12 protein-coding genes are annotated in these 12,913 nt (G+C 38.4%); 5 read left to right on the forward strand and 7 right to left on the reverse strand.

The window, feature by feature from the left end; all coding sequences use genetic code 11:
- The first annotated feature begins 128 nt into the window (after nt 1-128).
- From PLA12_04160 to cysK, 3 genes are all read left to right on the forward strand, one after another.
- Complete coding sequence (locus PLA12_04160; GenBank protein ID HOQ31691.1) at nt 129-2,375, forward strand: glycoside hydrolase N-terminal domain-containing protein; 2,247 nt, start codon at nt 129-131, stop codon at nt 2,373-2,375.
- Nucleotides 2,376-2,948: 573 nt separating this feature from the next.
- On the forward strand, nt 2,949-3,926 hold the full coding sequence (locus PLA12_04165; protein HOQ31692.1) for a dihydrodipicolinate synthase family protein: 978 nt from the start codon (nt 2,949-2,951) through the stop codon (nt 3,924-3,926).
- 25 nt (nt 3,927-3,951) lie between these two features.
- Nucleotides 3,952-4,839: a cysteine synthase A gene (gene cysK, locus PLA12_04170; GenBank protein ID HOQ31693.1), complete on the forward strand. Its 888-nt coding sequence runs from the start codon at nt 3,952-3,954 to the stop codon at nt 4,837-4,839.
- Here cysK and lptB read toward each other — a convergent pair whose 3' ends face one another.
- The 6 genes from lptB to PLA12_04200 all read right to left on the reverse strand — a co-directional run bounded on the left by lptB (nt 4,840) and on the right by PLA12_04200 (nt 10,430).
- On the reverse strand, nt 4,840-5,577 hold the full coding sequence (gene lptB, locus PLA12_04175; GenBank protein ID HOQ31694.1) for an LPS export ABC transporter ATP-binding protein: 738 nt from the start codon (nt 5,575-5,577) through the stop codon (nt 4,840-4,842).
- A gap of 11 nt (nt 5,578-5,588) precedes the next feature.
- Nucleotides 5,589-6,497, reverse strand: a complete 909-nt coding sequence (locus PLA12_04180) for an LptA/OstA family protein (GenBank protein ID HOQ31695.1) — start codon at nt 6,495-6,497, stop codon at nt 5,589-5,591.
- Nucleotides 6,494-7,075: a hypothetical protein gene (locus PLA12_04185; GenBank protein ID HOQ31696.1), complete on the reverse strand. Its 582-nt coding sequence runs from the start codon at nt 7,073-7,075 to the stop codon at nt 6,494-6,496. Before PLA12_04185 ends, PLA12_04180 begins: the two co-directional genes overlap by 4 nt.
- Nucleotides 7,075-7,851 carry a type III pantothenate kinase gene (locus tag PLA12_04190; GenBank protein HOQ31697.1) on the reverse strand — a complete coding sequence of 259 codons (777 nt, stop codon included), beginning with the start codon at nt 7,849-7,851 and terminating at the stop codon, nt 7,075-7,077. Before PLA12_04190 ends, PLA12_04185 begins: the two co-directional genes overlap by 1 nt.
- A gap of 63 nt (nt 7,852-7,914) precedes the next feature.
- The gene (nadC, locus tag PLA12_04195) at nt 7,915-8,757 is read right to left on the reverse strand and encodes a carboxylating nicotinate-nucleotide diphosphorylase (protein HOQ31698.1); all 843 of its coding nucleotides are present in this window, start codon (nt 8,755-8,757) and stop codon (nt 7,915-7,917) included.
- Nucleotides 8,758-9,017: 260 nt separating this feature from the next.
- Nucleotides 9,018-10,430, reverse strand: coding sequence for an MATE family efflux transporter (locus tag PLA12_04200; protein HOQ31699.1), 1,413 nt, complete (start codon nt 10,428-10,430; stop codon nt 9,018-9,020).
- Nucleotides 10,431-10,758: 328 nt separating this feature from the next.
- Between PLA12_04200 and PLA12_04205 the strand changes: the two genes are divergently transcribed.
- Both PLA12_04205 and thiL read left to right on the forward strand, forming a co-directional pair.
- The gene (locus PLA12_04205) at nt 10,759-11,646 is read left to right on the forward strand and encodes an NAD(P)H-hydrate dehydratase (protein HOQ31700.1); all 888 of its coding nucleotides are present in this window, start codon (nt 10,759-10,761) and stop codon (nt 11,644-11,646) included.
- The gene (gene thiL / locus PLA12_04210; protein HOQ31701.1) at nt 11,639-12,622 is read left to right on the forward strand and encodes a thiamine-phosphate kinase; all 984 of its coding nucleotides are present in this window, start codon (nt 11,639-11,641) and stop codon (nt 12,620-12,622) included. Before PLA12_04205 ends, thiL begins: the two co-directional genes overlap by 8 nt.
- A gap of 143 nt (nt 12,623-12,765) precedes the next feature.
- Here the strand turns inward: thiL and PLA12_04215 are convergent, their stop codons facing one another.
- The gene (locus PLA12_04215; GenBank protein ID HOQ31702.1) at nt 12,766-12,906 is read right to left on the reverse strand and encodes a hypothetical protein; all 141 of its coding nucleotides are present in this window, start codon (nt 12,904-12,906) and stop codon (nt 12,766-12,768) included.
- Nucleotides 12,907-12,913 lie beyond the last annotated feature (7 nt).

Below are 12,913 nucleotides of genomic sequence, written 5' to 3' on the forward strand. Positions count from 1 at the left end.
TTCTTATCATCATATATTTAAATTGGGATTAATTAGTAACAGGCTTTTAAATTTGCTCAACGCAAAACAATTCATTATTATAGGTATGTAGAATTTTTCAACTACCAAAAATCTATGGAGAAAGAGTCATGTGTTTTTGTTTTGTTATTGTTATGTTATTGTCAAACTTTTTGGTTTTTAATGTTAGTGCGGAATCACCTATGGATATAGCCCAAAAGCATAATATTGTTTATACAAAAATGCCAAAGACCTGGGATGAAGGGTTACCTTTGGGAAATGGTTCTATGGGGGCTTTAGTCTGGGGAGATGGTTCCCCATTGATTGTTTCGATTGACCGTATTGATTTATGGGATTTACGACCTGTTCCCGAATTTGAGAAGGAAGAATATCGTTTTGAAACGATGAAAAAATGGGAGAAAGAAGGACGCTATGATGATTTAATTAGTTTGTATGAAAAACCTTATGATAACCCCGGTCCAACAAAAATTCCTGCGGGAAGAATAAAAATAAATCTGCCACAGGGGAAAAATATAGAAAAAATGGAATTGCATTTAGACCGTGCGATGGTTTCAGCACATCTTACAGGGGGTGGACAAATAGAAGTATATGTCCTTTCGGATTATCCATTAGGATTTATTCGTTTGATAAATGTTCCTGATATAAGTGCCGAACTAATTGCCCCACCATTCGGAAAGCCTACAGACGACCGAAAATTGAGTAACGATGACTTGAGAATGCTGGAATATCCATCTCCACAAATGAGAAAAGAGGAGAAAGCTCAATCTTATGTGCAGGAAGGTTGGGGAGGATTTCAATTTGCAGTGTATATGGGCAAGTTAAAATTAAGTGATAATGAACAATTGATAGCATGGTCAATAATACCTTCAAGTAATGAAACAACAGAGCCGTTGTCTATTGCAGAAGAATATGTTAAAGGGGTGCTGAATAAAAATTATAAAAATTATATTCAAACACATGTTCAGTGGTGGGAAAAATATTGGAAACAGACTTATATATCAATACCAGATGATGTGATAGAAAAACGCTGGTATCACGAAACTTACAAATTTGGTGCTGCAGGAGGTGTCTATCCAATTGCCTTACAAGGCCCCTGGACAGCAGATAACGGAAAGCGACCACCATGGAAGGGAGACTACCACCATGACTTGAATACAGAGATGTCGTATTGGATAGCCTATTCGGGCAACCGATTGGAACAAGAACGATACTTTATTGAGTGGTTATGGAATATCCGTGATGAATGTTTTAAATGGACACAGAAGTTTTTTAATATGCCGGGATTGAATGTTGCCATGACAACGGATATTATTGGTAGACAAATCGGGGGTTGGCGACAATACACGCATTCTGCAACAACAGCGGCCTGGCTATCGCATCATTTCTATTGGCATTGGAAATATACCAATGATAAAAATTTTTTAGAACAGCGAGCCTATCCTTACCTGCACGATTGTGCGGTTTTTCTTGATGCGATAACGAAAGATAGTCGTTCGGCAGATGGAAAGAGAAAACTTCCGTTAAGTTCCTCTCCGGAAATTAACGATAACAAGCCTAATGCATGGTTTGATGAGTTAACCAATTACGATTTATCCCTTATTCGCTGGTTATTTACATCTACAGCCGAATTAGCAGGAATTCTTGGTAAAACAGAAGAACAAAAACAATGGTTAGCAATTGCTGAAGAATTTCCGCAACTCTGGGTTTCTGAAAAAGAAGGACTGTTAGTAGCAAAAGACTATGTATTACATCATTCTCACCGCCATTTTTCTCATTTAATGGCGATATTCCCATTAGGAATGTTAAATCCGTATGATGCCAGAGATATGGAGGTTATAAATAAATCTTTAGATTATCTTGATAAATTGGGCACTTCCCAATGGTGTGGATACAGTTTTGCATGGAAAGGTATTTTATCTGCTCGCGCAGGTAGAGTTCAGGATGCAATTCAAAACATAAAAATTTTCTCAGAAGCTTTCGTTCTACCGAATAGTTTCCATTGCAACGGAGACCAATCCGGTAAAGGGTATAGTGATTTTACATACCGTCCCTTTACATTAGAAGGAAATTTTGCATCAGGAACAGCGGTTCAGGAAATGTTATTGCAAAGTCATAATGGTTTGATACGAGTATTCCCATGTATTCCTGATGATTGGAAAGATGTATCTTTTTATCAACTTCGAGCAGAAGGAGGTTTCTTGGTTTCTGCAGAAAGGAAAGCAGGAAAGATAACAAAAGTCGTTATTCAATCGGATATAGGGACTCAATGCACGATACTTTCTCCATTTACTAATGAAAAAATGGATTTGAAATTCCAACCCGGTGAAATAAAAGAATTAACACCGCCGAAAAATTAACGAATACCTTCAAATAAACAAGAAGTAGTTAGCAACAAATTAACAGAAATATTTGCTTCATAGAAAATACAGACTTCAATATTTTTTATATGCTTACCTTTAAGACATAGGTAACAGATTATATTTTCTCTCCCAATCGTAGGGGCACGGTATACCGTGCTCCTACTTCGTTGTATGGTCTTGGGATAAAAGAATTAACCACAGAGGACACAAAGGAAACTTAACACAAAGAACACAGAGGGGTAAAGGCGAAAAAATTTTCGCCTCTACAGGATTTGTGGTAAAAATAATTTAACAGGATTTACAGGATACACAGGATTTGTATGTTACGATTGGAAGGATGAGGAACGAAAAAATACCAGAAGCGGGGACGATTCATCTGAATTATTCAAAAATAATAATGTATCATGTTTTTTCCCCATTCGTCTCATCCGTCCTATCTGTCACATTTGTCCTATTTCAAAATGGCAGTAATTTGTTCATTTGGAAAATTATCAGAAAATATGTAATCATAATCATTGTTTCGTATATCATTTCTAATTCAATCTTAAAGTAATGTAGTGGAGTTTTCTTATGCGTATACCCGAGTATGTTTATGGTAGTATTGCACCAACATTTACTGTTTTTAAGGAAGATGGTTCCCTTGACCCTGATGGGCAAATGCGTTTGCTCGAATATATGTTAAAGAAAGGTTCTATTTCTGCGTTTTTTATTCGTTCGGGCATGGGACAGATGTATGCCTTTTCCTTTGAAGAAGTAAAACAATTAGCAGAAATTGCCTGTAAGGTAGTAAAAGGGCATTCGGCAGTGCTTATTGGATGTAGTGGCATTTGGGACCGTAATTATGACCGTCGTCCTGACCCCCAGAAATATATTCAACAGGCGATTGAATTAAGTCGTTTTTCGGAAGGAATAGGTGCGGATGGTGTGGTTTTATCTGTCCCTGAAGCATTATTTCCTAAAGACAATGAAACCCTTGCAGATGTGATATATTATTATTTTGAAACGGTCTGTTCGGCTGTAAAAATCCCCGTTTTATTTTATCAACCCCCTGGCACAAAGCCTGAATATTGTTTAAAACCTGAATTATTAAAAAAACTTGCGAAGATAGATAATCTTGTTGCTGGGAAGGTTTCCGTTGCTGATGGCGGTTATTTGTTCGACTTAGCCCGTGCTGTACGAGATGAAAATTTTTCATTAATTGTCGGGAATGAGACCGTATTTTATGCTGGGCTTATGTTAGGTTGTCGTGCATGTATAGGTCAGGGAACCAGTCTGAACCCCCAAATAATCAATGCTATGGTACAACGATATGAAAAGGGCGATATAGAAGGGTGTATGCAAGCACAAGAGGATGTAAATCTGCTTGTGAGAAAATGTCCAAATGCAGTAGAATTTTTCAAACGCTATATTACGGAACAGGGCTATCCTGTAAATGAATGTCCTCGGACAATTGAAAATAATCCCTATTTTGAAAATCGAGAAAGGTTGTCTGTTCAGGAATATGAAACATTCAAGCAAATTTATGAAAGTATCCTTGCAAAATATTAAAGCCAATAGTATTTGAGGTGTCATTATGTTAACAGATAATATTCTTGACTTAATCGGAAATACACCCCTTATTCAATTAAAGGGCGAGCATATTTTCGCAAAAGCAGAATTTTTAAATCCCGGAGGAAGTATCAAAGACCGTGTAGCGTTAGCCATGTTAGAAGGGGCTGAACGTAATGGTAAGCTGAAGCCCGGTTGTGTTATTGTTGAACCGACCTCCGGCAATACAGGAATTGGTATTACATTAGTAGGCCGATTGAAAGGGTATCGTGTTTGTATTGTTATGCCCGAAAATATGAGTGCGGAACGGAAAAAATTGATTAAGGCTCTTGGAGGGGAACTTATCCTGACCCCGGCAGAGGAGAGTATTATGGGAGCGGTCAACAAGGTTAAGGAAATTCAAGCAAGCGACCCCAATGTTTTCGTCCCTCAACAATTTGAAAATCCAGACAATCCCCGTGTCCATTATGAAGAGACGGCTCGTGAACTCTGGCGACAAACAGGCGGAAATATTGATTGTTTTGTAGCAGGAGTGGGTAGTGGAGGAACTTTGCAAGGAGTGGGTAAATTTTTGAAGGAACATAAGCCTGATGTTCGAATTGTTGCCGTAGAGCCGAAAAATGTTTCTGCTTTATTGGGACATGAGCCGGGTTTACATCAAATTCAGGGTATTGGAGATGGTTTCATCCCGCCGATACTGGATGTTTCCATGGTTGATGAAGTTGTAGAGGTAACGGATGAAGATGCTATCGAAACAACGCGTGCGTTAGGACGGGATTATGGACTTCTGGTTGGGATTTCCTCCGGAGCCAATGTATGGGCAGCACGCATTATGGCACAAAAAATCTCTGGCAATATTGCCACAGTACTTCCTGACCGAGCAGAACGGTATTTTAGCACCTCGCTTATGTAATCAGGAGTTCCATTGAAACTGTTCGCCTAAATATACCTTGCGAACGCGTTCGTCTGCGGATACTTCTTCGGGTGTTCCGGTGCATATAACCTGCCCTTCGCTGATGATATAGGCACGGTCTGTAATTGCTAAAGTATCCCGCACATTATGGTCAGTAATTAGAATACCAATACCCCGTTTTTTCAATTCCTTTACCATACTTTGTAATTCACTGATAGCAATTGGGTCTATTCCCGCAAAGGGCTCATCCAAAAGAAATACCTTAGGCTCTGTGATTAAAGCACGGGCAATCTCCGTCTTTCTACGCTCTCCACCTGAAAGGGTATAAGCATATTGATTGGATAGATGTTCTATATTCAATTCTTTTAATAGTTGGTGGGCTTTTTCTTTATGTTCCATGGGACTGCCCGGTAAAAATTCCAATATCGCTAATAAATTTTGTTCTACCGTTAGATTACGAAATACAGATGGTTCCTGAGCTAGATAGGCAATTCCCGCACGGGCTCTACGATACATGGGGAAACGGGTAATATCCTGTCCCATGAAAAAAACTTTTCCTTCATCGGGCTTAAATAACCCCACGACCATATTAAAGGTTGTTGTCTTTCCAGCTCCATTAGGTCCTAATAGCCCTACGATTTCACCTCTATTTAAACACAACGAAACATTTCGGACTACTACGCGTTTCCGAAATGATTTGACCAATCCTTGAGTTTCCAATAATTTTTCAGAAGTCATAAACCCCTCCCTCAAAGAGGTTTTATCACATCAGGGAAGGCACATTGTAGCAGTAAACGGTTTAACCGCACCTGTTCTTCTGCTGTTAATGTTCCCTTCTGTAGAAGTTCTTTTGCCGTTTCCGGTAGAGTTATTTTTGCCCACGCTTCTTTATTATAAAAATCAGGTTTCCGTAATAACCGATTGATTTGTTTAATCAAATCCTGTTTTCTTTTTAAGATTAAATCATTAGGAGCGGATAAAAATTGACTTCTGGCGTCCCCATCAAATTTACTCAACAGGTATTTACCGGGTGTCATCTCATTATCTTGTCCTTGTTTCTTTAATTCCGCAATAAATCCATTCCAATCGGATACATCACTTTCCGTAAGGAGAGGTAATCCTGTTTCTACGCCACCTTCAGAACCTCCTCCTTCTACTTGTATCGGTATCATATCTGCTTGTAGATTTTCAATATCAATGATATTGTTCTTAAAATCCATAACAATTTTGCTGCCTTTCAATCCTTGTGCTTTAGGACTATCTAACATTGGATTTCCTGTAAACTCAACAATTTCTTTTTTAAAGTCCCAAACGGCTTTTTCTGCGGTCAATTTCCCTTCGGGATGTTCAAGATACACTTTTCCTTCCATACGAATAAGTACTGGTGAATTTCGACCCTCTTCCCATTCAAAGGTCATTTTATCTGCTTTGATAGGCATGTTAGGGGTATTGGGTTCTTGAGACAATAAAACGATGCTTACCCCTCCACTCATTTCGCGTATGCTCATTCCTTGGTTTAGCGTCCCTTTTAATTTTCCTACCTTTTCGATTTTCATAGAGGAATATTTGCCCAAACTCATACTCTCTTGAGCATGCATTTGGATATGTATGGTAAAAATCAATAATAAAATAAATAATACAGTTGCTATTTTCTTCATGTTGTATTCCTCAATATAAGCGGGACTTGCCCGGATACTTCTTCCAGTTCAAATTCTTTTGTTTCAGGATATATAATTAAATTCCCTGCATCCAGATGTAAATCTGTGCCCTGTACCGCAATTTTACCATGCGTCCATATACGGGCGGGTTCTGTTTCTGTTCGATTGCTCCATTCAATACCATCCGTATTAAATATTATATCATTCATTTGTGCCTCTACATTTCCCTTAAGAGAAGCTTTATTCATTTTTTCAAAAACGCCTTCCTTTGCGGAAATTTTTATATGTTCTGTACCGGATTGGACATCGTAAATAACAGCATGCACATCCTCAACCTTCCATGTGTTTTCATCAATAACAGCGAACTTTTCGGCGTGTAACCATAATGTGGGTTTTCGTGCTTCACCTATTGTAGGGCGAGGGTCATGATGGTACAAATCTACAGAAGAGACATTCATATTATCTATGGATGGATGTTGAGGAACGGTTGTTTCAGGGGGAGGTGTGGTTGCAGACGGTTTTTTACCGCAGGAAAATAATAGAATTATACATATTATAAATACCGCTATCCATCTCATTACACAGTGCCTCGGGCGTTTTTTTCATAAATAATTTTCAATCCTTTTAATGTTAACAAAGGGTCAACCACATCAATATTTTTTGCTAATTGGGCTATGGTTTCCGCAAGTCCCCCTGTTGCAAGAACACGGGCAGGTGTTCCCATCTCCGAGCGTATCCGTTTTATCAATCCATTTACCAAATCCGCGTATCCATAGGTAAGACCGGAACGAATATTGGTTACAGTGTCCCGACCGATAACAGAGGGGGGGATGCTAATTTCTACTCGTGGTAACTTGGCACAGTGTTCAAACAAGGCATCTGCGGATAATTGTATGCCAGGCACAATTACTCCACCCAACCACTCGGATTTGGCTGTTACTACATCAAAAGTTGTGGCAGTGCCAAAATCTACTATGATTAAGGGACCTCCGTATTCTTCAATCCCTGCTACAGCATTTACAATACGGTCGGCGCCCACTTCTTTCGGATTATCACATTGGAGAACAATCCCTGTGCGTATTCCCGGTTCAACCATTATAGGCTCAAACCCAAAAGCGCGTTTGCACAAATCATATAAAGCAGAATTGATATCCGGTACTACGCTGGAAATACAACATCCCCGAATTTGAGAAATCTTAATATTGGAGGAATAAAATAACATGTTTATTAATAAATAAAACTCATCTCCGGTTCGATAATTGGATGTTACAACCCTCCAGTGATTTAGTAACTTATCCTTATGATAGATACCAAGAACAATATTTGAATTTCCAACATCAATAACCAATAACATAGTTATACCTTCCTACCCATCGGGCATTTAATAATGGGAAAGTATCTATCTTTATTTATTGTATTATATCCTTTCTATTAATAACGAAATATCTAACGCAGAAACAGAATGGGTTATTGCTCCTACGGAAATAATGTGAACCCCGGTTTCTGCTACAGGACGAACACGCTCTAAATTTATATTTCCACTTGCTTCCAATAGTACCGGGTGTCCCTTGGCTATCTTTACTGCTGCCTTTATTTCCTCTAACTCCATATTATCCAGCAAGATAGCGTCTGCCCCCGCTTTTAATGATTCTTTAACCTGCTCCAGAGTTATTACTTCAACTTCTATCCGTTCCAGATGAGAAATGCGTTCGCGAATATTACGGATGGCTGAGGCTATATCTCCTGCTATTTCTAAATGATTTTCTTTTATTAATATTCCGTCTGATAGGTTAAACCGATGCCGATGTCCTCCTCCATGAACTACGGCATCAATCTCCATGGCTCGGAGTAATGGCATGGTCTTTCGAGTATGACAAATCCGTACAGACAAATCTTTTACCCGGGATACAAATTTATGCGTTAGTGTTGCAACTCCTGAAAGATGTTTTAAGAAGTTAAGAGATACGCGTTCAGCGCTTAACACGGCATGGGCATTCCCTTCAAAAGAAGCAATAATTTCTCCTTTTCGTATATGTGTTCCATCCGTAACGGATTCCCAATTTTCTATTTCTGCTTCGTTGAGTTCATATAATCTACGGAATACCTCAATTCCACTGATAATTCCCTCCGCCTTCGCAATTACTTTTACTTTACACCTTCTATCCGGTGGGACAACAGCATTCGTTGTTTTATCTCCCAGCCCTATATCTTCCTGAAGTGTAAGATACAAAAGTTCATCTCTATCAATAGGACAAAACATGGCTATACATCCTGTTATATAAGGTTAATGTCGGATTTTAATCCACTTAAATGCTCAATCATATCACAAAAACATACATATAATCGAATTGTGATTGTTTAGTCTTCATAAAAACGGTTTGATAAATCTATTTAACCTGATAAAAAATGAATAGTTATATGAGAGAATTTACACTTCCATATAAAATATGTCTTAATAATATCCCCCTTGGCTGTAAAAACCATAGTATTTTGAAATCTATCTACAAAACAAATATCTTTTTACTCTACAATTTCCAGTTGCGGGGCAATTTCTACCTTTGTTTTTGTCCAGCCATCTGTTTGAAATACCGTTAATGTTAGTATATATCGAACAAAATGAGCCAACAGAATAACATACCAGATACGATAAATATTTAACATATCTAAGAGATAAAGCACTTCACATACCCCTAACAACACACCAAACTGCGATACCATAGCAATTATCATAGGTAATCGCGTTGCCCCGGAACCCTGAATGCCTCCTGTCATAGCAAGGGTTGAGGAAAGCAAAATTCCTGAAAAAGCCAAACATTGTAGTAAAGCCTTTCCATAATTCAAAACTAATTCGGATTGAGCATTAAATATATACAGCAAAGGGGTTGGGAAAAAAACAAAAATAGTTCCAATTGTGGCGCCCCATAAGGCTCCTAAATAAGCACCTGCCCGAACTGCCTTTTTGCCCCGTTGAGGATTTCCGGCTCCCATATTTTGCCCCATCACAGTAGAACATGCAGAACGAAGTCCAAAGGATGTCCATGTTACTATGGAAAATAATTGTGTATAACAAATCGTATAAGCAGACTGTCCCGCAGTGCTATTGGGCATGCTACTAATGTATTTTATTAAGAGAACCCCTGCAATATTCAGGACAACGCCTTGTATTCCTGTTGGTAATCCAACACGAATAATCATTTTTAAAATATGAAAGTTAGGGAACCAATACCATCGGGAAGGTAATTGAATTAATGTTTTTCCGCGTAACATTAAATAGAAAGCCAATAATAAAGAAATTCCGGGAGCCAGAACCGTTCCTATACCTGCTCCTATAACTCCTAATGATGGGAATATACCCAACCCCGTGATAAGGGCGAAACTGATAACAATATTCAAGCCTGCATTCAACATATTTAACATCAACGCTAATTTGGGCTCTCCTGCTGCTTGAAACGCCCCTGTAAGTAAAATCATCAAGAATAGTGTCCAGTTGAATATGAATAGAAGTCGTAAATAAGGAAGTGATAGACGATAAACCGTTTCTTCAACACCAATAAAGTGTAATAGTTGCGGACTAAAAAGGTATCCTAAAGGAGCCACAATTCCGATTAGAAAAAAAGCACCGCTTAAAAACGCATCAAAAAAAATAGTGCTTACCATTTTACGGTCTTGTCGTCCGGCATGTCTTGCTATTAAGACATTCATCCCGTGAGAAATCGAAGCAATTAAAACTACCATCACAATAAATAATTGCCACGCTACACCAATTGCTGCATTACCCTCATTATTTTCCCCGGGAACAAAATGACCTATTAACACCTGGTCAATAAATCCATGCATCCCATTGATTAGGTTTAATAGAACTAATGGCCAGGTTAATTTCCACAGGGAATTTAGCACATTCCCGGAAACAATTTCTTCATCAAAACGCTTCATAAATTCAGGATGCTTTTATTAAAAGGTCGTTTTATAATGAACAAAGATTTTTGTGTTTTACCAAATAGTTTTATTTATTTTCCTTATATTTTAACTGAAATAGGTTTATAAAATCCCTGAACAATTATAAGTGGATTAGGAGCAGAAAATGTGCGTTGCTGGGAAAGGGATTGATGTAAATTCAAATTTGGAATTTAAAGACAGCTTTGTTGGAATATAAGAAACGATATGAAAATAATATAATAGAAATAAAACACTTCTATTATTCAAGTTTATGTATATAATGGTGTATGTTTTATAATTGTGTATAAAGACAGGAAATATAGTTATGAATAATTTAATAAATGTGGCTGATTTGCAGAAGTTTGTGCCGATACGGTCAAAGCATGACCATAAAGGAAGGTTTGGGCATCTTCTTGTTATTGCAGGTTCACGATATTATACCGGTGCGGCAAAACTTTCTGCGTGTGCAGGTATGCGTTCCGGTGTAGGTTTGGTTACATTGGCAATACCATCGGTTATTGTGGATGTGGTTGCAAGTAATCTAATGGAAATTATTTTTTATCCGCTGCCGTCAACGAAGGAAGGGACATTTGCAGAAGAGGGGGCAGAAAAAATTGTGGAATTTTCGAGAGATAAAAATGCAGTTCTAATAGGACCGGGATTAAGTCAGCATCCGTCCACCATAAACTTTGTTAGAAAGATATTGCCACAAATTGAGGCTCCTTTGATAATTGATGCCGATGGATTGAATGCTATTAGTAATAATCCGGGCATTTTACGAATGTGTAAAGGCGCCCCTGTTATTACACCGCATCCCGGAGAAATGTCCCGCTTAATAAAAAAATCTATAAAAGAGATACAGCAAGATAGGGAACAATGTGCCGTTGATTTTGCAAGGCAAATGGGTGTGTTTGTTGTTTTAAAGGGTTGCCATACAGTAATTGCAAGCCCTGATGGAGATTATGCGGTAAATACAACGGGCGGACATGGTTTGTCCAAAGGAGGAACGGGGGATATACTTGCCGGGCTTATTGCGGGACTTATTGGACAGGGAGTATTACCCTATCCAGCGTGTCAGTTAGGAGTATGGCTCCATGGTAGAGCAGGCGACCTTGCAGAACGAGCATTACATCCACGGAGTATGACGGCAGGAGATTTATTCGATTTTTTACATCAAGCATGGAAGGAGTTAGACCCGCAACCGTATGATTAGCCTTCAAGATATTGGTGAATTGGAATTGATTAAAAGAGTGGAATTATTAGTCCAACAGGCACAAGACAAGAAGGTAGTATTGCCGCTGGGGGATGATTGTGCCGTAGTAAAAGTAGGGAACAAATTTCTTCTTATCTCTTCAGATATGTCTGTAGAAGATGTCCATTTCCTATCCGATAAATTTCCACCGACGGCTATCGGCTGGAAAGTTATGGCATCAGCCTGGAGCGATATTGCAAGCATGGGAGGAGAACCTCGCTGGGCATTGGTCTCAATGGCATTACCCAAACGGATTTCGGTGCAAAAAGTTGAGCGTATATATGAAGGAATGATGGAAGCCACAAAGTTTGTAAATGCGGTTATTGTGGGGGGAGATACAACGACTTCTTATGACGACAAAATTGTTATTGATGTTACTGTAATTGGTGAGGCTATTCATAAGAAGTATATTACACGGTCAGGTGCGAAACCAGGAGATATTCTTGCTGTAACGGGGACCTTAGGAAATTCATCAGCAGGATTGGTTGCTCTTCAAAAGGATTTACCCGAAACATTCCTATGGCGTTCTCAATGGTATCCTGTTCCACGAATACAAGAAGGGAAATGGCTCTGCACAAAGGCGAATGTAAGTGCTATGATTGATATAAGCGACGGATTGCTAACGGATGCAGAGCATATTGCGGAGATGTCAGGTGTAGGGATAAATATCCATAAGCAGAAAATTCCCATTTCGGAAGAACTATCGATATTTTGCAAGGAGCATAATTTATCAATTGATAACTTTATATTGGGCGGTGGGGAAGAATATCAATTGCTTGTTACAGTACCCCAAGAGAAATGGAAAAAAATTCAAAATAAATTTAACAAAAAATTTTCTTGTGGCATTACAGAAATAGGATATGTAACAAAGGAATGGCAGGGTGTCCGCGTAGATGGAGTTGTCCCTTCTATCAAAGGATATGAACATTTCCGATAGTATTACGAGAGTCTCCTTTTTGGATAAATTACCAATTAAAATATTCTTAAATCCCCAATATCTGTATTTTCTCCATACAATATTTGGCGATACTCCTAAGTAAAATTTAAAAAAGAAAAATCTTATTTTTTCTTCAAGTGCTTTTACATTAGCAGGGCAAGGGCAAATCTAAAAGGTAATGTTATTGTGTCAATTATCAAAGTAACTATCAGAATGGCTACAATAGACAAAGAATTAATATAATTACCTAACACTTCGGCTGCTTCATAAAGCCCTTTTTCCATATAAATT

Origin of the sequence: Candidatus Hydrogenedens sp. (assembly GCA_035378955.1) — a bacterium.
Classification (GTDB): domain Bacteria; phylum Hydrogenedentota; class Hydrogenedentia; order Hydrogenedentales; family Hydrogenedentaceae; genus Hydrogenedens.